Origin of the sequence: Microbacterium sp. Cr-K32 (genome assembly GCF_000708345.1) — a bacterium.
GTDB lineage: Bacteria > Actinomycetota > Actinomycetes > Actinomycetales > Microbacteriaceae > Microbacterium > Microbacterium maritypicum_A.
Map to the genome: position 1 here is coordinate 1 of NZ_JARD01000023.1, position 23514 is coordinate 23514.

Here is a 23514-nt window from a genome sequence, read left to right on the forward strand (position 1 = left end):
GCGTGTACGCGTTCGACCACCCGATCATCGCCGCGCTCGCACCACAGGGGGAACACGCATGACCAACGCCGAACCGCGCATCGCCGTCGTCGGCGCGGGGCCCGCGGGCATCTACGCGGCCGACATCCTGCTCGACCGGGTGCCGACCGCATCGATCGACCTGTTCGAGAAGCTCCCGGCACCGTATGGTCTCGTCCGCTACGGCGTCGCGCCCGACCATCCCCGCATCCGCAAGATCACGGATGCCCTGCACGAGGTGCTCGTGAACCCGCGCATCCGGCTGCGGTGCAACGTCGAGGTCGGCGTGGACATCGGGATCGACGAGCTGCGTGCCGCGTACGACGGAGTGATCGTGGCCACGGGGGCCGACCTCGATGTCGCTCTCGACATCCCGGGCATCGACCTGCCCGGTTCGTTCGGCGCGGCCGACTTCGTCGCCTGGTACGACGGGCACCCCGATGTGCCGCGCACCTGGCCGCTCGCCGCCGAGGCGGTCGCGGTGCTCGGCGCCGGCAATGTGGCGCTCGACGTGACGAGGATCCTCGCCAAGCATGCGTCGGCGCTGACCCACACCGACACCCCGGATGCCGTGCTCGACCAGCTCGCTGCCAGCCCGCTGCGCGACGTGCACCTGTTCGCCCGTCGGGGCCCGGCCGATGTGCGTTTCTCGGCCATGGAGCTGCGCGAGCTCGCCGAGCAGGACGACGTCGATGTGATCGTCGACCCGCACGAGCTCGCCCTCGACGAGCACGCCGAGCGGATGGTGGCGCAGTTCTCGCAGCGCCGTATCGTCGTGCGCACCATGACCGAATGGGCAGCCCTCGATCCCGCGAGCCGCAGCGCCTCGCGCCGCATCCACCTGCACCTGCGGCAGCGTCCGGTGCGCGTGCTCGGCACGGACGCGGTCACCGGTATCGAGATGGAACGCACCGCATCCGACGAGCTGGGCCGCATGGTCGGCACGGGGGAGCTGCTGCGCTATGACGTCGGAGCCGTCTACCGCGCAGTGGGCTACCGCTCGACACCTGTTCCCGGGGTGCCGTTCGACGCCGCTCGCGGCGTCGTGCCGCACGTCGAGGGTCGCGTCGTCGATGCGGACGGAGCGCCGATCCCGCGACTGTACGCGACCGGTTGGATCAAGCGCGGCCCGGTCGGGCTGATCGGGTCGACCAAGTCGGATGCCGCGCAGACGATCGGCCACGTCGTCGACGACCTCGATGCGATCGAGCGCGAGGCGCGCGACATCGATCCGATCGCCCATCTCTCGCAGGCGGTCGACCTCGACGGCTGGCTGCGCATCGACGCCGCCGAGCGCGGGGCCGGAGCGGAGCGCGGTCGCGAGCGGACGAAGCTCGTCGAGCGTGATGAGATGCTGGCACATGCGAAGCAGCAGCAGATGATGGAGGCAGGTCGATGACCGCGACACCCGTACCCACGCCGATCGGCGAGGCGCTCAAAGCCGCCTTCCGCACCCATCCGGCGGGAGTCGCGATCATCACCGCGAGCACCCCGGAAGGGCCGGTCGGTCTCACCGCGTCCAGCGTCGCCTCGGTGGCGGTCGATCCCGCGGCGATCGTGTTCTCGGTGACCCGTGCCACCGGTTCTGCAGGAGCGATCCTCGGTGCCGACACCTTCGTGGTGCACCTCATCGACGACGAGCACTCCGATCTCGCCCAGAGCTTCGCGGTCAGCGGGTCCGAGCGGTTCACGCCCGAGCAGGGATGGGCCACGCTGCCGACCGGCGAACCGCACCTCCCCGAGGCCAGGGTGGCCCTGCGCTGTCGTCCGATCCAGACGGTCGCCGTCGGTTCGTCGACCGTGGTCATCGCTGAGGTCATCGAGGTGCTGCCTGGTCTCTCCGGGCGCCCTCTGGTCTACATCGATCGCCGTTTCCACGCACTTCCACACGACAACAACCACTGAAAGGAAGACGTCATGACCACGCTCTACACACTCCCCGAGCTGCCGTACGACTACTCGGCCCTCGAGCCGCACATCTCGGGCAAGATCATGGAGCTGCACCACTCCAAGCACCACCAGGCCTACGTCACGGGGGCGAACACCGCACTCGAGCAGCTCGCCGCCGCCCGCAGCGCGGGTGACCTCGCGAACGTGAACAAGCTCGAGAAGGACCTCGCCTTCAACCTCGGCGGCCACATCAACCACTCGGTGTTCTGGCAGAACCTCTCGCCCGAGGGCGGCGGAGCACCCGAGGGTGAGCTCGAGGCCGCACTGGTCGACGCCTTCGGATCGATCGACGCCTTCCGCGCCCACTTCACCGCGACCGCACTCGGTGTGCAGGGATCCGGTTGGGCCGTGCTCGCCTGGGACAGCGTGGGCGCGCGTCCCGTGATCTTCCAGCTGTTCGACCAGCAGGGCAACGCGCCGCTCGGCGTCACCCCGCTGCTGCAGCTCGACGTCTGGGAGCACGCCTACTACCTCGACTACCTCAACGTGCGCGCCGACTACGTCAAGGCGTTCTGGAACCTCGTGAACTGGCCCAATGTGCAGCGCCGCTTCGAGGCCGCCCGCACGGCGACGAAGGGTCTCATCGTCGCGAGCTGACCCGCGCCGCCGGTCACGCGAGGGAGAGGAACAGCTTCTCCAGTTCGGCCATCGACACTCCACGGGTGTCGGTGGCCGCTTGCGTCTCCGCCTCGGGCTCGGTCATGCAGTCCTTCATGGCGGAGGCGATGATCTGGAAACCCGCCTTGTCGAGAGCCGAGGTGACGGCGGCGAGCTGTGTGACCACCGCCCGGCAGTCGCCACCCTCTTCGACCGCGGCGATGACGGCGCCGAGCTGTCCTCGGGCTCGCTTGAGACGGTTGGCGATCCTGCGCTGGGTGTCGGCGTCTGCGGATGACATGGTCGCTCCCTGGGTATCGGCTGGACTGCCCACTATACCCCTGGGGGTATAGTGGGCACCGATACCCATGGGGGTATCGGTGAGGAGACGATGAAGATGTGCCGAGCAGTCCGTTGCAAGACCTGCGGCAAGACGACCTGGGCGGGGTGCGGTCAGCACGTCGACGCCGTGCGGCGAACGGTGCCTGCCGCGCAGTGGTGTTCCGGACACCCGAAGGAGCAGGCGCAGGGCGGCTTCTTCTCGCGGATGTTCCGGCGATGACCACCGTGCAACCGCTCACCGTGGTCATCGTCGGTGGGGTCGCCGGGGGCATGTCCGCCGCCGCGCGCCTGCGCCGCCTCGACGAGCACGCGCAGATCATGGTGTTCGAACGAGGGCCCGAGGTCTCGTACGCGAACTGCGGCCTGCCCTATTACGTCGGAGGGGTGATCGCGGAACGCGAATCGCTGCTCCTGCAGACGCCGGAATCTCTGCGCAGCCGCTTCCGACTCGATGTGCGTGTGCGTCACGATGTCACGCGAATCGACACTGCGCAGAAGCTCGTCGAGGTCATGGACATCGACTCCGGGCGCCGCTTCACACAGAGCTACGACAGGCTGATCCTCGCCACCGGCGCACGCCCCCGTCTGAACGAGCCCTCCTCGGGCATCCGTACGCGCAGTCTGCGGACGGTCGAAGACGCGGATGCGATCGACGCCGCGCTCTCGCGGGCGGGCGTTCCGGTGGTGGTGGTCGGCGGAGGCTACACGGGCCTGGAAGCGGTCGAGAACCTCGTCGCTCGCGGCGCATCCGTGACGCTGGTGCAGCGGGGATCCCACCTCCTCTCCCCGCTCGATGCGGAGATGGCCGCACCGATCACCGCCGAGGTCCGCGCGCACGGCGTCGATGTGCGCCTCGGTGTCGAGGTCGTGCGTGCCGTATCCGGGCGGGTCACGCTGAGTGATGGGGCATCCGTCCCCGCCGAACTCGTGATCGATGCCTCCGGAGTCGTACCGGAGACGGCGCTCGCCGAAGGTGCCGGCATCCGGCTCGGTGAGACCGGCGGCATCGCGGTCGATTCGATGTGCCGCACGAGCGCTCCCGACGTGTTCGCGGTGGGCGACGGCGTCGAGAAGCTCGACCTCGTGGGCGGCGACACGGCTCTCATCACGATGGCCGGCCTCGCGAACCGACATGGACGCATGGTGGCCGACCTCATCGCGGGGAGGACGGAGACGGCGCGCCCCGCGCTCGGCACCGGGATCGTCCGCGTGTTCGGGGTCGACGCAGCGAAGGTGGGCTGGAGTGAACGGCAGCTCCGGGCCGCAGGACGTGACTTCTACGTCGTGCATGTGCATCCCGGATCCCACGCCGGCTACTACCCCGGCGCCGAGACGCTGTCCATGAAGATGCTCGCCGACCCGGCCTCCGACGTGATCCTCGGTGTGCAGGTGGTGGGGCGAGACGGTGTCGACAAGCGGATCGATGTGGTGGCGACCGCCATGCAGACCGGCATCACGGCCGCCGGGCTCGCGAATCTCGAACTCGCCTACGCCCCGCAGTTCGGCTCGGCGAAGGACGCGGTCAACATCCTCGGCTACGTCGCCGAGAACACCCGCTCCGGCACGACTCCGACCATCCAATGGCATGAACTCGCTGAGGAGCAGCGTGGGGGAGCGACACTGATCGACGTGCGCTCGACGGCCGAGCATGCTGCCGGCGCGATTCCCGGCGCCGTCAACGTGCCGCTCGACGAGCTCAGGGAACGGCTCGACGAGGTTTCCGATGGACCCGTCATCGTGCACTGCCAGGTCGGATTGCGTGGGCACATCGCCACGCGGATCCTCCGGCAGCGAGGCGTGGACGCGCGCAACCTCGACGGCGGCTATCGCACCTGGCGCGACGCCACCCTGGTCGAACGCTAGAGCAGGCGGGAGGTGGTCCCGCGCACGTTCAGCTCGTAGGGCAGCGCCGACGGGATGTGCACGGCGTCGGGGGTGGCGAGCTTCGCCAGCACGGCATCGGCTGCCCGCTCGCCCTGTCCGAGCGGGAACTGATCGACCGTGGTCAGGCGGAAGAACTCGCCGAGTTCATGCCCGTCGATGCCGACGATCGACAGCTCCTCGGGAACGCTGAAGCCCAGGTCTCGGGCCGCGAGGAGTGCGCCGATGGCCATCTCGTCCGAGGCCGCGAACACGGCGGTCGGGCGGGGGCCCGGGCGGCCGAGCAACTGCTTCGCCGCCCGGTAGCCGCCCTCGACCGTGAAGTCGGCGGGCTCGAGGAAGGCATGGTTGAGGGGGATGCCCGCCTTCGCCAGCGCCTTCTCGAACCCCAGGCGGCGGTTGGTCGGGATGTGGAAGTCGATGTCGAACTCCGGGTTCGCCCCGATGTGCGCGATATCGGTGTGGCCCAGGCTGATCAGATGCTCGGTGGCCAGTTGCGCGACCGCGACGTCGTCGACGGTGAGGGTGTCGAGCTTCGGGTTCGGACCGCCGATCGCGATCACAGGAAGTCCGAGGTCGAGCAGATACTGCGTCTCGTCCTCGTCGAGCTCGATCGACACCGCGATCACGGCGTCGACGCGCTGTCGGCGCAGGAAGGTGTCGAACACGTGCCGACGTACGTCCTTGTCGGCAGTGATGTTGTACAGCGTGATGTCATAGCCCTCGCGCATGAGGGCGGCGGAGACGCCGGAGAGCACCGTGCTGAAGAACCACCGGTCGAGGAAGGGCACGATCACCCCGACGTTGCGCGTGCGACCCGAGGCCAGGCTCGACGCCCGCGACGAGACGACATAGCCGAGCGACTGCGCCGCGGCCTGCACCCTCTCCTTCGCGGACTCCGATACGTGACCGCGTCCGCTCAGTGCGCGGGAGACGGTCGCGGTGGAGACTCCGGCGAGCCGGGCGACCTCATCGATGCTGGCCATGTGTTCCTCTGTCGAAAGTGCTCCGGTCGCGATTCCTGCCGGTTCACGCGGGCGTGAGCGACAGGAATCGCGACCGGAAGGGCGTGTCAGGCCTGCGTCGCTGTGGTGTACCAGACGGCGGTGTCGACCGGGATCGACGCGCCTTCGAACGGCTGGCTCTGCAGCATCACGAAGGCGTCGGCCGGCAGCTCGATCGGCGCCGTGCCGAGGTTCGCGACGACGTGCACGTCACCACGTCGGAAGGCGACCGCGTCGGGCCCGGCGTCTTCCCAGACCAGCGAGCCGCTGCCGAAGCCGTGCTCGCGGCGCGCGGCCAGCAGGCGCTTGTACAGCGCGAGCGTCGATGCGGGATCGACCTCTTCGACGTCGCGGGCGTAGGCCGCCCAGTCTGCGGGCTGCGGGAGCCACGAGAGACCGGTGTCGTTGAATCCGAAGGCCGGAGCCTCGGCCTCCCAGGGCAGGGGCACGCGGCATCCGTCACGACCGTAGCGCTCGCCGTTCGTGCGGAACCAGGTCGGGTCCTGACGGTACTCGTCCGGGATCTCCATGGCCTCGGGCAGGCCGAGCTCTTCGCCCTGGTACAGGTACGACGAACCGGGCAGTGCCAGCATCAGCGTGGTCGCGGCGCGGGCGCGGGCCAGGCCGATCGCGGTGTCGGGCTTGCTCGGGGTGTTCGGGCCGATGCCCTCGCCCTGGGGGTTGTCCGCCGTCAGCGCGAGGCGCGAGGCGTGGCGCACCACATCGTGGTTCGAGAGCACCCAGGTGCTCGGGGCGCCGACCGCGCCGAAGTCGTCGAGCGACTCCCGGATGACGTCGCCGAGGGCCTTCGCGTTCCACGGCGTCATCAGGTACGGGAAGTTGAACGTCTGGTGCATCTCGTCCGGACGCACCCACAGGGCCGTCTGCTTGAGCGTCGGCATCCAGGCCTCGCCGCACAGCGCGCGGTCGCCGTCGTACTCGGCGAGCACCTTGTGCCAGTCGCGGTAGATGTCGTGCACGCCGTCCTGGCCCCAGTACGGCACGTTCGACTCGCCGCCGCCCATGGAGTCGGCATCGCTCGGGGGCGTGTAGTCGGGCAGGCCTTCGGCCTTGATCATGCCGTGGGCCACGTCGACGCGGAACCCGTCGACACCGCGGTCGAGCCAGAAGCGCAGGATGGAGCGGAACTCCTCGCGCACCTCTTCGTTGGTCCAGTCGAAGTCGGGCTGGGTGGCGTCGAAGATGTGCAGGTACCACTGGCCCGGCGTGCCGTCGGCCTCGACGACGCGCTCCCACATGCCGCCGCCGAACACGGATTCCCAGTTGTTCGGCGGGAGCTCGCCGTTCTCGCCCTTGCCGTCGCGGAAGATGTAGCGCGCGCGCTCGGGGCTGCCAGGGCCGGCCTTCAACGCCTGCTGGAACCAGACGTGCTGGTCGGACGAGTGGTTCGGCACCAGGTCGACCACCACGCGGATGTTGCGGGCATGGGCGGCCTCGAGCATGTCGTCGAAGTCGGCCAGCGTGCCGAACAGCGGGTCGACGTCGCGGTAGTCGGCCACGTCGTAACCCGCGTCGCGCTGCGGGCTGGTCATGAACGGGCTCAGCCAGATCGCGTCGACGCCGAGCTCCTGCAGCGCATCGAGTCGGCTGGTGATGCCCGGCAGGTCGCCGATGCCGTCACCCGAGGCGTCCGCGAAGGATCGGGGGTAGATCTGGTAGATGACGGCGCTGCGCCACCACTCGGAACCGGGGGCTGCGATCTGCTCAAGCTGTGCCATGGGAACAGGCTAGTGCAAACGCTTACATTCATGCCAGAGCGGGGATCGAATCGGTTCGGTGCCGCGGATTCCGCCGGCCGAGGCCGCGCCACTTGCATGACGGTCGGTCATTCGCATGATCGTCCAGCGTCCGTGGTCATGCATCCGTCGCGGTCTCATGCCGGTGTCGCCGGCGGTGCGATCGCAGGCGGGGAGTAGGGTGAGGCATCCGATGAGTGGAGGCTGTCATGGTTCCCGAGATCAACTACTGGGCGGTCCTGCTGGCCACCGCGTCGAGCATGCTCGTCGGCTCGGTCTGGTACGCCCCGAAGGTGTTCGGCACGCGCTGGTCGAAGCTCGCGAACGTCGACATGGATCGTCCTGCGGCCACAGCGGCCTGGCCGATCATCACCACGGTCATCGTGAGCTTCATCACGGCCTGGGTGCTCGCCGGCGCCTCGTCGATCGCGTGGCACTTCTACGGCGGATCGTACTTCTGGGGCGCCGTCGTCACCGCTGTCACGCTGTGGGCGGGGTTCACGGCCGCCCGTTTCATCACGCACGACGCGTTCGAGGGGCGCTCGACCCGACTCACCACACTGAACATCGCGCACGAGCTGGTCACGGTCGTCGTCATGGCGATCATCATCGGCGTCTGGCCGCCGGCGCTCGCCTGAGGTACCGCTCCGCCTCCCGGGGGACCGGCGAACCGGTAGCCGGGTCGGTTCGGGGGACTCGCCGATCGGAGAGTCATCTCTAGACCTTCGCCGCTTCTGCGAGCGCATGCGGGGTGCGAGGCTCGTTGGGTGACCTGCCGGTCACCCGCGTGCTGCGGACCCGCGCGCGGTTCAGACCGAGGGGTCTCGATGTCCGGATCTTCGCGCCGATCGGCGCCGTGGGCGGTCGCCGCCGCGCTCGTCGCCGCAGTTGTGCTGGTGGGCGCGGCTCCTGCCGCGTGGGGCGCCATGCGCCCGTCGGATGACCAGGCATCCGGCGCGAGTGGCCTGGATCCCTCGCAGTCCGTCGCGCTGGCCTACGAGTTCCTGGATACGCGCGTCGACCAGTTCTGCGATGGAGCCGGACACTGTCTGCCGCGCAGCTACGAGGGCGGATTCTTCACCACTCCGAGCTGGGACTTCACCCCCTCGTTCGTCTACGACGATGCGCTCGTGATCATCGCATACACCGCCAGGGGGCTTCCGGACGACCTCCGTCGCGCGCGGGCGATCGGCGACACCCTGCTCTTCGTGCAGGAGAACGACCCGATCGGCGACGGCCGCACACGGGCGTCGTACGAACCGCACGGCATCCGCGAGGGGCGGGTGGAGATCACCGGCCCCGGCAGCTTCACCGGGAACCAGGCGTGGGTCGGATTGGCTCTCGCGCGTCTCGCGCACGCCACCGGAGATTCGCGGTACCTCGACGGCGCGCTGCGTGTGGGCCAGTGGATCCAGGACAACACGGCCGACATGCTCCGAGCCCCGTACGGGTACACCGGGGGTCAGCTCGAGGACGGCACGTCGCTGACCTGGAAGTCCACCGAGCACAACAGCGACGTCTCGGGGTTCTTCACGCAATTGGCTCAGCTCACCGGCGACCCCGTGTGGTCCGATCGGGCAGCGGTCGCCGCCGACTTCGTCGCGGCCATGCAGAGTGCGGACGGCCACGTCGACACCGGCACGGGCCTCGACGGTTCGACCATCAACACCCGTCCTATTCCGCTGGATGCGCAGACGTGGAGTTCACTCGCCACGGGCGACCCGCGCTACGGCGCCGCGCTGGACTGGACGCTCGCGAACCTGATCGCCACCGACGGCCCGTACACGGGCCCCTCGATCAGCGAGGTCGATGTGTCGAAGGCCTGGTTCGAGGGGAGCGGACACCTCGCGCTCGCCCTCACGCTCCGCGACGGCCCGGGAGACGCCGACCGGGCCGAGACGTTGCTGAGCAGCATCCGTCTGGCGCAGCGCGATGCTCCGAACGGTGACGGCAAGGGGATCGTCGCGACCTCGAACGACGGTCTCGACTCGGGTTTCGGCGACCTCTACTACGCCAGCCTGCACACGGGCGCGACGGCCTGGTACCTGCTCGCGGCGGCGGGGGACAATCCGTTCACCCTGCCTGCCGACTGACCTGCCGTTCGACCGGCCTGACGGCGGACCGGCCTGACGGCGGACCGGCCTGAGGTTATGCGGCGACGCGGGCGACCGCGGCGATGGCGCTCGTGAAGAAGTCGAGTCCGTCGATGCCGCTGCGCATGGCGACAGCGGTGTCGGGGCCGAAGCCCGCCTCGGTGGCGTGCTCGGGGTGCGGCATGAGCCCGACCACGTTGCCCGCCTCGTTGGTGAGACCGGCGATGTCGCGGAGCGATCCGTTCGGGTTGACTCCGGCGTAGCGGAAGGCCACGAGCCCCTCGCCCTCGATACGGTCGAGGGTCTGCTCGTCGGCGATGTAGCCGCCGTCGGCGTTCTTGAGCGGGATCACGATCTCCTGGCCGGTGCGGAACGCATTGGTCCACGCGGTGTCGGAGTTCTCGACCGTGAGCTTCTGGTCGCGACGCACGAAGTGCTGGTGGTTGTTGCGGATCAGGCCGCCGGGCAGCAGGTGCGCCTCGACGAGCATCTGGAAGCCGTTGCAGATGCCGAGCACGGGCATTCCCTTCGCGGCGGCATCCTTGACCTCGCTCATGATCGGCGAGAGCGCGGCGATCGCGCCGGCGCGCAGGTAATCGCCGTAGCTGAAGCCACCGGGGAGGACGAGTGCGTCGACGCCCTCGAGGTCGTGCGAGCCGTGCCACAGGGCGACCGGCTCTGCGCCGGCGATGCGCACGGCGCGCTGGGCGTCGCGGTCGTCGAGCGAGCCGGGGAAGGTGATGACGCCGATGCGGACGGTCACTCCGCGACCTCGATGCCGACGACGTCCTCGATCACGGAGTTGGAGAGCACCTCGTCGGCGATGCGCCGGGCCTCGGCGAGAACCTCGTCGGTGACCTCGCCTTCGACGGTGAGCTCGAAGCGCTTGCCGATGCGGACGTCGGTGAAGCCCTCGACGCCGAGGCGGGCGAAGGCGCCGGAGACGGCCTTCCCCTGCGGGTCGAGCAGTTCGGGCTTGGGCATGACGTCGACGACGATGGTGGGCATGACGGCTCCAAGAGTCGCGGGCGGACGGGCGCATCCAGTCTACTGCCCCCGGCTCACCCGCCCACTCGCCCCCTCGCTCCTCCGCCCCCTCGGTGCCGAGTGCACGACATCTCGCCGAGTGCACGGCCCGCGTGCGGGGGGATGCCGTGCGCTCGCCGAGTACCCGTGCGCTCGACGAGCAGTGCGTGGGGGCGTGAGGGAGAGGGGGCTATGCGGAGTGGAAGACGGTGTGCAGGTCGCCGACCGCCTCGCGGCCGCCGAGACCGTCGATCTCGAACAGCACCGAGATGCCGATGACATGGCTGCCGAGGCGCTCGACGAGCTCGCGTCCGGCCGCGAGGGTTCCTCCGGTGGCGAGCACATCGTCGATCAGCAGCACGCGGGATCCGGGGGGCAGGTCGTCGTGCATCTCGATCGTGGCGGTGCCGTACTCGAGGGCGTAGTCGACGGATGCCGCGGGGCGCGGCAGCTTGCCGGCCTTGCGGATCGGGATGAGTCCGACGCCTGCGGCGATGGCGGCAGCGCTGGCGAGGATGAAGCCGCGCGCCTCGATGCCCGCGATCACGTCGAACTGGCCGGCGAAGGGTTCGATGATCGCCTCGGTCGTCACGCGGAGGGCCTCGGCGTCGGCGAGGAGTGGCGTGATGTCGCGGAAGATGATGCCCGGTTGCGGGTAGTCCGGCACGTTGCGGATCAGGGCTTCGGCGCGGACGAGGGCAGGGGAGAGCGTGGCTTCGGGCACTGCCCAAGGGTACCCCGCGGCGGCTGGGTTGACACCGTGGGAGCGCTCCCATAGAGTGACTGCTCAGTTCGTGGGAGCGCTCCCACAACGTCTCGACGCACCACACACCGCACGACCACCACAAAGGAGTGAACTGTGAACACACGTGCCCGCAACCGGATCCTCGTGACTGCCGCCGTGGCATCCGTCTCCGCTCTCGCCCTCGCCGGCTGCTCCGGCAGCACCGGCGATTCCACGGAGGGGAGCGCTGACGAAGAGGTCACGCTGACCGTCACCACGTTCGGCACCTTCGGCTACGAAGATCTCTACAAGGAGTACGAGAAGGCTCACCCGAACGTCACGATCGAGGCGACCAACATCGACACCGGCGGCAACGCCCGCACCGATGCGTTCACCAAGATCGCCGCCGGCTCCGGCCTCAGCGACATCGTCGCGGTCGAAGAGGGCTGGCTCGGCGCGATCATGGACGTCTCCGACACCTTCGTCGACCTGCGCGACTACGGCATCGAGGACCGCAAGGACGACTGGGTCGACTGGAAGTACGGCCAGGCGACCGACGCCGAAGGCCGCGTCATCGGCTACGGCACCGACATCGGCCCGAGCGGCATCTGCTACAACGGCGCCGCATTCGAGGCGGCCGGGCTCCCGAGCGACCGCGAGTCGGTGGCCGAGCTCCTCAACGGCGACTGGGAGAACTACTTCCAGGTGGGCGCCGACTACACCGCGAAGACCGGCAAGGCCTGGTACGACCACTCCGGCTTCGTCTGGAACGCCATGGTGAACCAGCTCGACGAGGGCTACTACACGACCGACGGCGAGCTGAACGTCGAAGACAACGCCGAGCTCAAGGAGCGCTTCGAGCTGCTGGGCGCCGCGACCGAGGGCGGCCAGTCCGCCGCGCAGACCGCGTGGGACTGGAACGGCGGCAAGTCGTTCGTCGACGGCACCTTCGCGACCTTCGTGTGCCCGGGCTGGATGCTCGGTGTCGTGCAGGGTCAGGTCGAAGCCGGTGGCGGCGACGCGTCGACAGGATGGGACTTCGCCGACGTGTTCCCTGGAGGAGCGGCGAACTGGGGCGGCGCGTTCCTGTCGATCCCCGAGACCTCGCAGCACAAGAAGGCGGCCGCCGAGCTGGCCGACTGGCTGACGCAGCCCGAGCAGCAGGTCAAGCAGTCCGCCGCCGCAGGCAACTTCCCCTCGACGATCAAGGCGCAGGAGACGCTCGCCGCGGATGCGACGCCGAACGCGTTCTTCAACGACGCGCCGACCGGGGCGATCCTCGCCGAGCGCGCCAAGGGCGTCGTCGCCCAGTTCAAGGGTGCCGATGACTCGGTGATCCAGGAGAACGTCTTCGGTCCGGCGCTCAGCAGCCTCGACCGCGGCGACACCGACACCCAGGGCGCCTGGGACCAGGCCATCGGTCTGCTGAACGACCTCGTCGGCTGACATCCCCCTTCCGGTCGCAGTTCCCGCCGTCGCCACCCCGCGGCCGGCGGCAGGAACTGCGACCGGAACTCCTCGGAACCCCGGGACAAGGACACCCCATGACACTCACCGCCCCGCCCGCGGAACAGCAGCGCGCGGCATCCCCCGCGAAGGATGCCGCACCGAAACGCTCCTGGCGCCACCGCGTCTCACGGTTCGACCAGAACGCCTCGCCGTACTTCTACGTCTCGCCGTTCTTCCTGCTGTTCGGGCTGGTCGGCCTGTTCCCGCTGCTCTACACGGTCTGGGTGGCGGTGCACGAGTGGGACCTGCTCAAGGGCGAAGGCGAGTTCGTCGGGGTCGGCAACTTCGTCGAGATCCTCGGCGATTCGATGTTCTGGAACTCGATCGGCAACACCCTGAGCATCTTCCTGCTCTCCGCGATCCCGCAGCTGGCCGTGGCCCTCGTGATCGCCTACCTCCTCGACCGGGGCCTGCGCGCCCCGACGTTCTGGCGCATGAGCGTGCTGATCCCGTTCGTGGTCACCCCGGTCGCGGTCGCCATCATCTTCTCGAGCATCTTCAACGAGGCCGACGGTCTGGCCAACAACCTGCTCAACCTCATCGGCATCGCGGACCAGGAGTGGAAGCACAACACCGCGCTGTCGCACATCGCGATCGCCGTCATGGTGAACTTCCGCTGGACGGGCTACAACGCCCTCATCCTGCTGGCCGCGATGCAGGCCGTGCCGCGTGACCTCTACGAGTCGGCGGCCCTCGACGGGGCCGGCGCCGCGCGCCGCTTCTTCTCGATCACCATCCCCACGATCCGTCCCACCCTGATCTTCGTCATCATCACGGCGACGATCGGCGGGTTGCAGATCTTCGCCGAGCCGCGCCTGTTCGACGTGTCGACCGCCGGCGGCATCGGCGGCAGCGACCGGCAGTTCCAGACCACCGTGCTGTTCCTCTGGGAACTGGCGTTCTTCCGTCGCAACCTCGGAGAGGCATCGGCCGTCGCCATCCTGCTGTTCCTGCTGATCGTCGGGATCGGCGTGATCAACTTCCTCATCTCCCGACGGATCTCCACCGGAGACGGCCCGAAGAATCGTGCGGCCCGCCGCCGCGCGCACACCACCGACGCGGCCGCGACCGCGGCGGCTGCTGGAACGACGATCGCCACCACGACCGAGGAGAACGCGCGATGACCGCCACGCAGGCGCTGAGCGTCCCCGAGAAGATCCGCCGTCGCCGGAGTGCATCATCCGGCACCGCCGGGATCGGCAGCCGCCCCGGCTTCCTCGCATACGGGCTCCTGGCCGCGTTCATCATCGGCAGCGTGTATCCGCTGTGGTGGTCGGTCGTCGTCGCGAGCGGCACGAACGCCACCCGCGGTGAGACGCTGCCGCTGATCCCCGGGGGCAACTTCTTCACGAACGCGGCCAAGGTCTTCGACGCGATCCCGTTCTGGCTGGCGCTGGGCAACTCGTTCCTCATCTCCGGCATCATCACGCTCTCGGTCGTCACCTTCTCCACGCTCGCGGGCTACGCCTTCGCCAAGCTCCGGTTCAAGGGCCGCGACGGGCTGATGATCTTCGTGATCGCGACGATGGCGATCCCGACGCAGCTGGGCATCATCCCCCTGTTCATGCTGATGCGCGAACTCGGCTGGACGGGCTCGATCGGCGCGGTGATCGTGCCGACCCTCGTCACCGCCTTCGGCGTCTTCTTCATGCGGCAGTACCTGGTCGATGTGATCCCGGACGAGCTGATCGAGGCCGCCCGTATGGACGGCGCCAACCAGTTCCGCACCTTCCTGACCGTCGGACTCCCCGCAGCCCGCCCCGCCATGGCTATCCTCGGACTCTTCACCTTCATGACGGCGTGGACCGACTACCTGTGGCCGCTGATCGTGCTCTCCCCGCAGAACCCGACCCTGCAGACGGCGCTCAGCCAGCTGCAGTCGGGCTACTACATCGACTACTCGATCGTGCTCGCCGGCGCGGTGCTCGCGACCCTCCCGCTGCTCGTGCTCTTCGTGGTCGCCGGTCGGCAGCTGGTCAGTGGCATCATGGCGGGCGCGGTGAAAGGATGACCCCTATGACCCGCTCCTTCCCCGAGAACTTCCTGTTCGGCGCCGCGACCGCGGCGTACCAGATCGAGGGGGCGGCGTTCGAGGACGGGCGCACCGCCTCGATCTGGGACGCGTTCTCACGCGAGCCGGGCGCGGTGATCGGGGCCGAGAACGGCGACGTCGCCTGCGACCACTACCGCCGCTACCCGCAGGACGTCGCGCTCATGACGCAGCTCGGGCTGCAGACGTACCGCTTCTCGACCTCGTGGTCACGGGTGCGTCCGGACGGTGGAGCCGTCAACACGGCGGGCGTGGACTTCTACGAGCGCCTGGTCGACGAGCTGCTCGCCGCCGACATCCTGCCCTGGTTGACGCTGTACCACTGGGACATGCCGCAGGCCCTGCAGGAGGCCGGTGGCTGGACGAACCGCGACACGGTCGATCGCTTCCTGGAGTACGCCGGCACCATGCACGACGCGCTCGGCGACCGGGTGAACGTGTGGACCACGTTGAACGAGCCGTGGTGCTCGTCGTTCCTCTCGTACACTGCCGGCGAGCATGCGCCCGGGCACACCAGCATCGCGGAGGGGCTGCTCGCCTCGCACCACCTGCTTCTCGCACACGGCAAGACCGTGCAGGAGTTCCGCAGACGCGACGCCTCGCTCAACCTCGGCATCACCCTGAACCACACGGTCGCCGACCCCGCCGACCCGCAGAATCCGGCCGATGTCGATGCGGCTCGTCGCGTGGACGGACAGTTCAACCGCTGGTTCCTCGACCCGATCTACTGCGGCAGCTACCCCGCCGACATCGTCGAAGACATCCGCGCGGTCGATGCCGACGCGGTCGCGCAGTTCGAGGCGGCCGTGCAGGACGGCGACCTCCAGCTGATCTCGCAGCACATCGACACGCAGGGGGTGAACTACTACCACGGCGACCTCGTATCGGGCACTGCTCCGGCTGAGGGGCCGGTCTCCGCGGAGCCCGAGACCGAGCGCGTGCGGCGCAGCCCCTACCCGTCGAGCGACGGCATCCACGCGGTCGAGCGGGGGTTGCCCCGCACCGCGCAGAACTGGGAGGTGCAGCCCGAGGGTCTCACCCGTGTGCTGCAGCGGATCTGGAACGAGTACGCCGAGCCCGCGGGCACCGTGCTCTACATGACCGAGAACGGGGCGGCCTACGACGATGCCGTGGCGGTCGAAGACGGCGAGACACGCGTGCACGACGCCGAGCGCACCGAGTTCCTTCGCCTGCACCTGGGCGCGGTGCTCGATGCCGCCGAGGCGGGTGTCGATGTGCGCGGCTACTTCTACTGGTCGCTGTTCGACAACTTCGAATGGGCGTGGGGATACGACAAGCGGTTCGGCATCGTACGCGTCGACTACGACACCCAGGAGCGCACGCTCAAGGACTCAGGTCGGGAGTACGCCCGCATCATCGCGGCCCGGGCGCTCTGACCCCGCTGCCCGCCCCTCGAATCGCGTGAATGGTCGTATCCGGGGCCGAGATGCGACCATTTGCGCGACTCGGAGCGAGACGGTCGTCGTCGCACCCGTGAACCGGTGAGAATAGGGCGATGGAAGAGTGCGTACGCTGATGTCGCCCCGAGCGACCATCGAAGAGGTGGCATCCGCCGCCGGTGTCTCCCGGTCGACCGTGTCACGGGTCGTGAACGGGTCGACCGCCGTGAGCCCGGAGGCCCTCGCAGCGGTGCGCGCCGCGATCGACGAGCTGAACTACGTGCCCAATCGGGCCGCACGCTCGCTCGCCTCACGGCAGACGCATGCCATCGCCCTGATCGTGCCGGAGGACACCACCCGTTTCTTCGGCGACCCGTTCTTCGCAGCCATCGTCGCGGGCATCACCGGGGCGCTCGGCGGATCGGACTACCTGCTCAACCTGCTCATCGCGAGCGATGACCCCGGCGACAAGATGACCAGCTTCGTGCGCAACGGCGGCGTGGACGGTGCGCTGATCGTCTCGCACCACACGAGCGACGCCTTCGTCGATCGGATCGCGGATGCCGTGCCGGTCGTGTTCGGCGGCCGCCCGGTGCGCCGTCACGACGGGGACTACGTCGTCGACGTCGACAACGTCGCCGGAGCGAAGCACGCCACTCAGCGGTTGATCGACATCGGCCGCACACGCATCGCGACGATCTCCGGTCCGCTCACGATGGTCGCCTCGGAAGATCGTGTGCAGGGGTTCCGCGCCGCTCTGGCGGATGCCGGCCTCGCCCCGTACGCCGAGGAGGAGGGCGACTACAGCGAGGCGAGCGGTGCGGAGGCCGCCAGGCGTCTGCTCGACGGCGGGCGTCCGGATGCGATCTTCGTCGCGAGCGACCTGATGGCCCGTGGCGCCCTGACCGCCCTCCGCTCGGCGGGTGTGCGTGTGCCGGAGGACATCGCCCTGGTCGGCTTCGACGACTCCTCGGTCGCCGTCACCACCGACCCGCAGCTGACCACGATGCGCCAGCCGATGTACGCGCAGGGTGAGGCCATGGCCCGGGTCCTGTTGTCGCGGCTCGCGGGGGAGGAGCCGCCGACCACGACGATCCTGCCGACCGAGCTGGTGATCCGGGCCTCGGCCTGACGAGTCGCATCCGGCTCCCACTCATCGGCGGATGGGGATGAACACGGCTGTGGCCCTGGCGCCCCCTCCGGGCCAGGCCCACAGCCGTGGGTCTTGTGGTCAGTCGACGAACGTACTGAGCAGGTCGCCGCCGAACAGAGAGAATGCGGTGAGCCCTGCCGACAGCAGCAGCACCGCGGTCGTGCCCGCGACTGCGAAGACCGAGATTCCGCGACCACCCAGTCGCTGACCGCGCAGCCCGACCGCCACACCCGCTCTGGCAGCGATGTCGCCGGCGTTGTCGTCGCGGTACAGCTCAGTGCGTGCGGCGAAGCGGCGGTGGAACTCCTCGGCCAGCACGAGAGCGGCCGTCATGGTCTCGGCGCGGTCGAATCGGGTGCTTGCGGGGAGGTACACGTAGAGCCGGTCGGAGACGAGCTCGATCTCGGCGCCGGATCCGAGGTCGAGAACGCGGGCCATCAGATCCGGCGTGAAGATGTAGAGCGCGTCCTGCTGATAGCCCTCCGGCACGATGAGAAGGAACGTCTTCGCGAAATCCCCCTCCAGGTCCATCCGGGCGGCGCCGCGGCCGAGCCCGAGCGTCGGAATGATGCTGCGCTTGCGGTTCGCGAGCACGATGTGCGGCACGGATGCCGGCAGCGGCAGCTCGATGAAGGCGAACGGCCTCTGGATCGTGGCGCGCTCCTGCCCGTGTGACACCGAATGATGCATGCCCAACTCGAACGGCATCCGCGTGTCGTCACAGGCGATGACCGCGCGCTCCCGCCCATGCACCACGCGGGCGAACGCGGCGCCGGGGCGACGGGTGCGCTCGAGCATGTCGGCGTAGGCCCATCCGTTCTGCCAGGCGAAGGCGGCGACCTTCACCCGGCGACTCAATCCCACCGCCCACCACAGGAAGCCGACCGCGGCGAGCACGGTGTATCCGATCACGAACACGCCCAGGATCGGCGCGACGGCGAGGATGTCGCTGCGGCCGAGGAACCACAGCCCAGTGAGCATCGCGGCGGCGAACAGCAGCACGACCACCAGGATCACCAGGAAGCGGCGATGCGGCGGGATCCCGCAGATGCGCTCGTAGGTGCGGATGTCGCGCAGGCCCGCGCTCCGTCGCAGCGGTTCCAGGTCTACGGTCACAGGCTCCATGACAGCGTCGCCCACGGGCCGTTGCGCTTCTCGGACGCTGCGGCCTGGAAGTCGGACCAGCCGTCGCCGAACTTCTCGAACGACTTCTCATCGACGTTGCCGTCCGTCCAGTGCATGACACGTCCCACGATGTAGCTCAGGCCGAAGTCGGCCCATGATTCGAACGCCGGGCGCCCTTCGACGTTGATGCGGTGGATGATCGCGCGTGCCTCAGCGACGTCGCCGTGTCCGAGCGCGACACCCCAGGTCGTCATGGCCACGGCCTGACCCAGGCCGTAGCCATCGAGGGTCTTCACGAAGAGCCCGGGGGTGACGATGTCCTTGCCCACGCGCTTGCGCACCTCGGTCTCGGCGTACTCGATCGAGGTGACGAAAGCGCGTGCATCGCGCTTGTCGCCGCCCTCCTGCACGATGGCGGCGAGCCATTCCTTGGCCTTCGGCGTGCGGCCGAGGCGCTGGGCGAGTTCGGTGCGTACGGCGAGGTACAGCATCCATACCTCGCGACGGCGGCGGACGGTGCTCAGGCGCTCGATGTTGGCGAGCCATTCGTCTCGTGTGTGCACGCCCCACTGGTCGACGAGGACCTTCTTCTCGCGGTCGTCGAGGAGCGAAGCGGTCGGATCGTTCCAGGCGCCTGAGGGCAGGTTCACGATCTGCAGGAAGCCGAGCGCGATCTCATCGGCTTCGACCCCGGTGGTGGGGTGCTCGGGCGAGGCCTTGACCTTGGCGGCCGGCAGGATCCAGATCACGAGGAAGAACAGCACGACGACCCCGACGATCGTCCACGCCCACCACTGGCTCACGAGCCATTCGAAGATCGAGGTGACGCTGTTGAAGTCGACGCTCGCGAAAGAGTGCATGGGTGCTCCTGGGAAGGGTGAATCCGTGTCGGTTCATAGATTGAACGAACATTCAGTGAGTAATCTATACGGCAGGGGGGCGATTTCGAAAGACGGACCGGCGGGACTCAGGAGGTGGATGCCACGTGGCGCGCTCCGACGAGCAGAACCGGTTGGCCCGCGAGCGTGCCAGGGAGAACATCCTGCAGGCGGCGATCGAGACGTTCAGCGAACGGGGCGTCGCAGGGGCGAGCATCGCCGAGATCACGAAGCGTGCCGGCGTCGCCCAGGGGCTCGTGAACTATCACTTCGGTGGCAAGGAGCAACTCGTCGCCGCCGTGATCGATCGCTGGTTCGAGACCGTGCTCGGCTTCGCCCGCGTCGAGGGCACGCCCGACGAGATGCTCGCCGCGGTGATCGACGGTGCTCTCACGGCCACCGCCTATGCGATACCGCTGCAGCGCGCGGTGCTCGCGATGCAGCAGCAGCCGGCCACGCATCGACTCTTCGCGGAGTCGGAGGCCCGGCACGAGGCGGGCGCCACCGCGGCGGAGGACGCGGTCCGTGACCTCTTCCGCGCGCGAGGGGCCGACGACCCGGCGCTCGAAGAGGTGATGCTGCGCAGCACGATCGAGGGTGTCTTCGTGAAATCCGCCGTCTTCGGCGATACGTATCCGCTCGAGGAGGCCCGCCGCTGGATGTTCCGACGGTACGGACTCCCCGAGCCCACGGCGTCCATCGCGCCACCGGCTCCGCTGCGTGACGGTGAGCCGCGGCCGCGGGCCACGGCGGCTCTGCGGGGGCGCGAGCAACTGCCGGGTGACTCCGCCTGAACGACGGACGAACGCGGGGCCCGGTCGCGAACGACCGGGCCCCGCTGATTCCGACGTGCTGACCGGTGTCAGTTCCCGTAGAGGGAGACGACTCCGGCGGTGTCGACGCTCGTCATCGACAGGTCGTCGGACGATCCGTTGCACTGCGGGTAGTGCATGATCGACGAGGAGTCGTACGGCGTCAGAGGACGCCAGTTGTTGTCCTCGAAGCAGGTGCCGGCCTCCGGGCGGGTGTGCTCGTGGCGGAAGCCGAGCACGTGGCCCAGTTCATGGCCGAGCACGTTCGTCGGGGTCCAGGACGAGCCGGGGGTCCAGATCGAGTCGTCGATGAGGACGTTCTGCAGACGCGGTGCGGTGCTCGGGAAGAAGGCCCTGGCGATGTACTGCGTCGTCTGCACCGGCTCCACCGAGAACAGGACGGCGTTGTTGCGCGTCGTGCAGTTGGCATCGGCGCTGCTGTCGTAGATGAAGTCGATCTTCGAGGATGCGGCTTCCCAGAGGGCAGCACCGCTTTCCATCGCGTTCACGACGTCGGCGTGACGTGCACCGAAGGCGGTGCTGACGCAATAGGTGAGGTTCGCCACCTGCGCGTCGGACCATTTGTCGTCGACGGTGTTGACGGTGTTGACGATGAGACCGTTGGTCACGGGGTCGGCGCCGAGGAGCTGCTCGTAGAACGAACGCAGTTCGCCCTGGTTGGAGATCACCTCGTCTCCGTTGACGACGTAGGCACCGTCGACGTCTCGGTAGGTCGACGCCTCGAACTCCTGGAAGGTGGGGATGTCATCGGCGTCGGGTGCGGAATTCGCGGCAGCGGGGATGACCGTGCCGAGGCAGAGCGCAGCAGCCGCGGTAGCGGCGAACGCCAGTTTTCTCGTGAGTCGCAAAGTAGTAGTCCTTTTCGATCTGAACGATTCCGCGCGCCCCCTCGGCACGCGGCCCCCGGCGGAAAGGTGAGCAACTCTGCGCAGCCGATCCTGTCGAAGTGCGCTCACGGTAAGCATGGCTCTCACGCGATGGCAAGGCATCTCCCGGCACGTTCACAGATTTATGCACTCAGGTCAAAAATACCGAACGTCGTTCTGGTCGAAGGTGGTGTGCGTCCCGGCGAGACGTCGGGGGTCAGGCGTGGCCCATGCGGGCGAAAGCCCCCAACACACTGCGCTCCGATGCGGTGAGGTAGCGCTCGAGTTCTTCCGCAGCGGCTTCGGGTCCCCGTTCCAGCAGAGCCGTGAGCACCGCGCGGTTTCGACGGACGTACGGCTCGTGCAGCGACCTCGGCTCGTCGATCTCGAGGAAGACGAGACGCAGCTCGGCGGCGACATCGCGGTAGGTGCGGGCGAGCCGTGCGCTGTCGGCGAGGGCGACGATCGCGTCGTGGAAGGCCATGTTCGCGCTGCCGATGCGTCGCCAATCCTCGTGCGGCAGCTGCTCCTCGGCCTCGGCCAGGGCTTCGCGCATGAGCTGCACGGCGGGGTGCTCGGGCTCGGACTGGCGCAGTGCGGTGCATTCGATCACGCGGCGGGCCCGATAGATGTCGATCACGTCGGCGATGGTCGGTGACGCCACCGAGACCCCGCGGTGGGGGATGTGCTCGACGAGGCCCTGCTCGGCGAGCACACGGAAGGCTTCGCGAAGCGTGTTGCGCGAGACGTCGAACTGCTCGGCGAGGGCTGATTCCGAGAGTCGTGACCCCGGCGCGAAGTCGCCGTCGATGATGCGCTGACGGAGGACGTCGGCGAGCGGGCCCTGCTGGTTCATGCCTTCATCGTAGGCGGCGGGGCTGCGGCATCGTCTGCGGTCGCAGGAGGGAAATCACACGAAAGCAACCGTTCTGTAGCACGGCCGTAACACGATTGTTGAACAATCAATGCCTATCCGTTCTACACTGGGGGTCACCCGACACCCACCAACGACGATGGGAACCCCCCGCATGTCAGAGCAGACCACCGCCTCCCTCTCCCCGGAGGACGAAGCCCGCCTCTCGTCCGCCAAGAAGCGCGCGGGCCGCAGTGCCGTCATCGGCGCGATCTTCCTCATGGCCACCAGCGCCATCGGCCCCGGCTTCATCACGCAGACCGCCACGTTCACAGCGACGATGGGGGCCGCCTTCGCGTTCGCGATCCTCATCTCGATCCTCGTCGACATCGCGGTGCAGCTGAACGTCTGGCGCATGATCACCTCGTCCGGCAAGCGCGCCGGCGAACTCGCGAACAGCGCCATCCCCTTCTCCGGACACCTGATCGCCGTGCTCGTCGTGATCGGCGGGCTGGCCTTCAACATCGGGAACATCGCCGGTGGCGGACTGGGACTCAACGCCCTGCTCGGCATCGACCCCAAGCTCGGCGGCATGGTCACCGCGGCCCTCGCGATCATCATCTTCCTGGTGAAGAAGGCGGGCCCCGTGATGGACATCGTGCTGGTCGTGCTGGGAATCGCCATGATCGTCATGACCGTGGTCGTGGCCGTGATCGCCCAGCCGCCGATCGGCGAGGCGCTGCGCCAGACCTTCGTGCCCGACGAGCTGAACTTCGCCACCATCACCACCATCGTCGGCGGCACCGTCGGCGGATACATCACGTACTCCGGCGCCCACCGCTACCTCGACTCGGGACACACCGGACCGGAGCACGCCGGCCCCGTCATGCGTGCGGCGACCAACGGCATCCTCGTCACCGGCGTGATGCGCTACGTCCTGTTCCTCGCGATCCTCGGCGTCGTGGCCTCCGGCGTCACGCTCGACCTCTCCGGGCAGGGCGCGAACCCCGCGGGTCAGGCGTTCGGCGCGGTGCTCGGCGACGCCGGCCTCCGCATCTTCGGTGCGATCTTCTGGGCCGCGGCGATCAGCTCGGTCATCGGTGCGGCCTACACCTCCGCCACCTTCCTCTCCACCTTCACCACGAAGCTCAAGGGCGGGTGGCCGCTGCAGCTCGCGACCGTCGCGTTCATCGTGGTGTCGCTGGCGGTGTACCTCTCGATCGGTACCGCTCCTGCGGCGATCCTCGTGTTCGTCGGCGGCTTCAACGGCCTGATCCTGCCGATCGGACTCACGGTGTTCATGTACATCGGCTGGTTCCGTCGCGACCTGCTCGGCTCGAAGAAGTACCCGATGTGGCTGCTCGTCGCCGGTACGCTCGTGACGCTGCTCACCTGGTACATGGGTATCGTCTCGGTCGGCCCCATCTTCGCCTTCCTCGGAATCGGAGCGTGATC

23 protein-coding genes are annotated in these 23514 nt (G+C 68.5%); 13 read left to right on the forward strand and 10 right to left on the reverse strand.

Annotated features, from left to right (window positions below; genetic code table 11):
* The first annotated feature begins 58 nt into the window (after window positions 1-58).
* Genes GZ64_RS0112325 through GZ64_RS0112335 form a run of 3 tightly spaced genes read left to right on the forward strand, consistent with a single transcriptional unit; the run spans window position 59 to window position 2565 of the window.
* Window positions 59-1417 carry an FAD-dependent oxidoreductase gene (locus GZ64_RS0112325; RefSeq protein ID WP_029266846.1) on the forward strand — a complete coding sequence of 453 codons (1359 nt, stop codon included), beginning with the start codon at window positions 59-61 and terminating at the stop codon, window positions 1415-1417.
* Window positions 1414-1923, forward strand: coding sequence for a flavin reductase family protein (locus GZ64_RS0112330; protein ID WP_021199247.1), 510 nt, complete (start codon window positions 1414-1416; stop codon window positions 1921-1923). The genes GZ64_RS0112325 and GZ64_RS0112330 overlap by 4 nt, the downstream gene beginning before the upstream one ends.
* Before the next feature lie 12 nt (window positions 1924-1935).
* The gene (locus tag GZ64_RS0112335) at window positions 1936-2565 is read left to right on the forward strand and encodes a superoxide dismutase (RefSeq protein WP_029266847.1); all 630 of its coding nucleotides are present in this window, start codon (window positions 1936-1938) and stop codon (window positions 2563-2565) included.
* A gap of 13 nt (window positions 2566-2578) precedes the next feature.
* On the opposite strand, the gene GZ64_RS0112340 is transcribed toward GZ64_RS0112335, so the two are convergent.
* Window positions 2579-2866: a metal-sensitive transcriptional regulator gene (locus GZ64_RS0112340; protein WP_021199245.1), complete on the reverse strand. Its 288-nt coding sequence runs from the start codon at window positions 2864-2866 to the stop codon at window positions 2579-2581.
* 257 nt (window positions 2867-3123) lie between these two features.
* Between GZ64_RS0112340 and GZ64_RS0112345 the strand changes: the two genes are divergently transcribed.
* Complete coding sequence (locus tag GZ64_RS0112345) at window positions 3124-4770, forward strand: FAD-dependent oxidoreductase (protein WP_029266849.1); 1647 nt, start codon at window positions 3124-3126, stop codon at window positions 4768-4770.
* Here GZ64_RS0112345 and GZ64_RS0112350 read toward each other — a convergent pair.
* Both GZ64_RS0112350 and GZ64_RS0112355 read right to left on the reverse strand, forming a co-directional pair.
* The gene (locus GZ64_RS0112350; protein WP_021199243.1) at window positions 4767-5774 is read right to left on the reverse strand and encodes a LacI family DNA-binding transcriptional regulator; all 1008 of its coding nucleotides are present in this window, start codon (window positions 5772-5774) and stop codon (window positions 4767-4769) included. The genes GZ64_RS0112345 and GZ64_RS0112350 overlap by 4 nt on opposite strands.
* 86 nt (window positions 5775-5860) lie before the next feature.
* Window positions 5861-7531, reverse strand: coding sequence for a glycoside hydrolase family 13 protein (locus tag GZ64_RS0112355; protein WP_021199242.1), 1671 nt, complete (start codon window positions 7529-7531; stop codon window positions 5861-5863).
* Between the two features lie 227 nt (window positions 7532-7758).
* On the opposite strand from GZ64_RS0112355, the gene GZ64_RS0112360 reads away from it, so the two are divergent.
* The gene (locus GZ64_RS0112360) at window positions 7759-8187 is read left to right on the forward strand and encodes a DUF1761 domain-containing protein (RefSeq protein ID WP_021199241.1); all 429 of its coding nucleotides are present in this window, start codon (window positions 7759-7761) and stop codon (window positions 8185-8187) included.
* A gap of 189 nt (window positions 8188-8376) precedes the next feature.
* On the forward strand, window positions 8377-9642 hold the full coding sequence (locus tag GZ64_RS0112365; RefSeq protein ID WP_029266851.1) for a hypothetical protein: 1266 nt from the start codon (window positions 8377-8379) through the stop codon (window positions 9640-9642).
* Window positions 9643-9697: 55 nt separating this feature from the next.
* Here the strand turns inward: GZ64_RS0112365 and purQ are convergent, their stop codons facing one another.
* From purQ to GZ64_RS0112380, 3 genes are all read right to left on the reverse strand, one after another.
* On the reverse strand, window positions 9698-10405 hold the full coding sequence (gene purQ / locus GZ64_RS0112370) for a phosphoribosylformylglycinamidine synthase subunit PurQ (protein ID WP_029266853.1): 708 nt from the start codon (window positions 10403-10405) through the stop codon (window positions 9698-9700).
* Complete coding sequence (purS, locus tag GZ64_RS0112375) at window positions 10402-10650, reverse strand: phosphoribosylformylglycinamidine synthase subunit PurS (RefSeq protein ID WP_017204254.1); 249 nt, start codon at window positions 10648-10650, stop codon at window positions 10402-10404. The genes purQ and purS overlap by 4 nt, the downstream gene beginning before the upstream one ends.
* 208 nt (window positions 10651-10858) lie before the next feature.
* Window positions 10859-11392, reverse strand: coding sequence for an adenine phosphoribosyltransferase (locus tag GZ64_RS0112380; protein WP_029258801.1), 534 nt, complete (start codon window positions 11390-11392; stop codon window positions 10859-10861).
* A 135-nt stretch (window positions 11393-11527) separates the two neighbouring features.
* Here GZ64_RS0112380 and GZ64_RS0112385 point away from each other — a divergent pair, with 135 nt between their 5' ends.
* The 5 genes from GZ64_RS0112385 (at window position 11528) to GZ64_RS0112405 (ending at window position 17483) form a co-directional block, all read left to right on the forward strand.
* Window positions 11528-12838: an ABC transporter substrate-binding protein gene (locus GZ64_RS0112385; RefSeq protein ID WP_029266855.1), complete on the forward strand. Its 1311-nt coding sequence runs from the start codon at window positions 11528-11530 to the stop codon at window positions 12836-12838.
* Window positions 12839-12936: 98 nt separating this feature from the next.
* A complete protein-coding gene (locus tag GZ64_RS0112390) occupies window positions 12937-14025 on the forward strand; it encodes a carbohydrate ABC transporter permease (protein ID WP_029266857.1) in 1089 nt (362 codons plus the stop codon).
* A complete protein-coding gene (locus tag GZ64_RS0112395; RefSeq protein WP_029266859.1) occupies window positions 14022-14912 on the forward strand; it encodes a carbohydrate ABC transporter permease in 891 nt (296 codons plus the stop codon). Before GZ64_RS0112390 ends, GZ64_RS0112395 begins: the two co-directional genes overlap by 4 nt.
* Window positions 14913-14917: 5 nt before the next feature.
* A complete protein-coding gene (locus tag GZ64_RS0112400) occupies window positions 14918-16348 on the forward strand; it encodes a GH1 family beta-glucosidase (RefSeq protein WP_197020527.1) in 1431 nt (476 codons plus the stop codon).
* A 139-nt stretch (window positions 16349-16487) separates the two neighbouring features.
* Window positions 16488-17483 carry a LacI family DNA-binding transcriptional regulator gene (locus GZ64_RS0112405; protein ID WP_029266862.1) on the forward strand — a complete coding sequence of 332 codons (996 nt, stop codon included), beginning with the start codon at window positions 16488-16490 and terminating at the stop codon, window positions 17481-17483.
* 99 nt (window positions 17484-17582) lie between these two features.
* Here the strand turns inward: GZ64_RS0112405 and GZ64_RS19480 are convergent, their stop codons facing one another.
* Both GZ64_RS19480 and GZ64_RS0112415 read right to left on the reverse strand, forming a co-directional pair.
* Entirely contained in the window at window positions 17583-18620 is a 1038-nt protein-coding gene (locus tag GZ64_RS19480) for a hypothetical protein (protein WP_051668021.1), read from the reverse strand.
* Complete coding sequence (locus GZ64_RS0112415) at window positions 18617-19489, reverse strand: DUF1266 domain-containing protein (protein ID WP_021199231.1); 873 nt, start codon at window positions 19487-19489, stop codon at window positions 18617-18619. The genes GZ64_RS19480 and GZ64_RS0112415 overlap by 4 nt, the downstream gene beginning before the upstream one ends.
* A gap of 125 nt (window positions 19490-19614) precedes the next feature.
* Between GZ64_RS0112415 and GZ64_RS19485 the strand changes: the two genes are divergently transcribed.
* Window positions 19615-20301 carry a TetR/AcrR family transcriptional regulator gene (locus GZ64_RS19485; protein WP_231479890.1) on the forward strand — a complete coding sequence of 229 codons (687 nt, stop codon included), beginning with the start codon at window positions 19615-19617 and terminating at the stop codon, window positions 20299-20301.
* Between the two features lie 68 nt (window positions 20302-20369).
* On the opposite strand, the gene GZ64_RS0112425 is transcribed toward GZ64_RS19485, so the two are convergent.
* Window positions 20370-21188, reverse strand: a complete 819-nt coding sequence (locus GZ64_RS0112425) for a matrixin family metalloprotease (protein WP_029266867.1) — start codon at window positions 21186-21188, stop codon at window positions 20370-20372.
* A gap of 235 nt (window positions 21189-21423) precedes the next feature.
* Window positions 21424-22062: a GntR family transcriptional regulator gene (locus GZ64_RS0112430; protein ID WP_029266869.1), complete on the reverse strand. Its 639-nt coding sequence runs from the start codon at window positions 22060-22062 to the stop codon at window positions 21424-21426.
* A gap of 172 nt (window positions 22063-22234) precedes the next feature.
* Here GZ64_RS0112430 and GZ64_RS0112435 point away from each other — a divergent pair, with 172 nt between their 5' ends.
* Window positions 22235-23512 (forward strand): NRAMP family divalent metal transporter, encoded by a 1278-nt coding sequence (locus GZ64_RS0112435; protein WP_021199227.1) that lies wholly within the window; start codon window positions 22235-22237, stop codon window positions 23510-23512.
* Window positions 23513-23514: the final 2 nt, after the last annotated feature.

Excerpts from the sequence above, each read along its gene's own strand:
- GZ64_RS0112325 (WP_029266846.1), top strand. The coding sequence starts at position 59 with ATGACCAACGCCGAACCGCGCATCGCCGTCGTCGGCGCGGGGCCCGCG.
- GZ64_RS0112330 (WP_021199247.1), top strand. The coding sequence starts at position 1,414 with ATGACCGCGACACCCGTACCCACGCCGATCGGCGAGGCGCTCAAAGCC.
- GZ64_RS0112335 (WP_029266847.1), top strand. The coding sequence starts at position 1,936 with ATGACCACGCTCTACACACTCCCCGAGCTGCCGTACGACTACTCGGCC.
- GZ64_RS0112340 (WP_021199245.1), bottom strand. The coding sequence starts at position 2,866 with ATGTCATCCGCAGACGCCGACACCCAGCGCAGGATCGCCAACCGTCTC.
- GZ64_RS0112345 (WP_029266849.1), top strand. The coding sequence starts at position 3,124 with ATGACCACCGTGCAACCGCTCACCGTGGTCATCGTCGGTGGGGTCGCC.
- GZ64_RS0112350 (WP_021199243.1), bottom strand. The coding sequence starts at position 5,774 with ATGGCCAGCATCGATGAGGTCGCCCGGCTCGCCGGAGTCTCCACCGCG.
- GZ64_RS0112355 (WP_021199242.1), bottom strand. The coding sequence starts at position 7,531 with ATGGCACAGCTTGAGCAGATCGCAGCCCCCGGTTCCGAGTGGTGGCGC.
- GZ64_RS0112360 (WP_021199241.1), top strand. The coding sequence starts at position 7,759 with ATGGTTCCCGAGATCAACTACTGGGCGGTCCTGCTGGCCACCGCGTCG.
- GZ64_RS0112365 (WP_029266851.1), top strand. The coding sequence starts at position 8,377 with ATGTCCGGATCTTCGCGCCGATCGGCGCCGTGGGCGGTCGCCGCCGCG.
- purS (WP_017204254.1), bottom strand. The coding sequence starts at position 10,650 with ATGCCCACCATCGTCGTCGACGTCATGCCCAAGCCCGAACTGCTCGAC.
- GZ64_RS0112390 (WP_029266857.1), top strand. The coding sequence starts at position 12,937 with ATGACACTCACCGCCCCGCCCGCGGAACAGCAGCGCGCGGCATCCCCC.
- GZ64_RS0112395 (WP_029266859.1), top strand. The coding sequence starts at position 14,022 with ATGACCGCCACGCAGGCGCTGAGCGTCCCCGAGAAGATCCGCCGTCGC.
- GZ64_RS0112400 (WP_197020527.1), top strand. The coding sequence starts at position 14,918 with ATGACCCGCTCCTTCCCCGAGAACTTCCTGTTCGGCGCCGCGACCGCG.
- GZ64_RS0112405 (WP_029266862.1), top strand. The coding sequence starts at position 16,488 with ATGTCGCCCCGAGCGACCATCGAAGAGGTGGCATCCGCCGCCGGTGTC.
- GZ64_RS0112415 (WP_021199231.1), bottom strand. The coding sequence starts at position 19,489 with ATGCACTCTTTCGCGAGCGTCGACTTCAACAGCGTCACCTCGATCTTC.
- GZ64_RS0112430 (WP_029266869.1), bottom strand. The coding sequence starts at position 22,062 with ATGAACCAGCAGGGCCCGCTCGCCGACGTCCTCCGTCAGCGCATCATC.
- GZ64_RS0112435 (WP_021199227.1), top strand. The coding sequence starts at position 22,235 with ATGTCAGAGCAGACCACCGCCTCCCTCTCCCCGGAGGACGAAGCCCGC.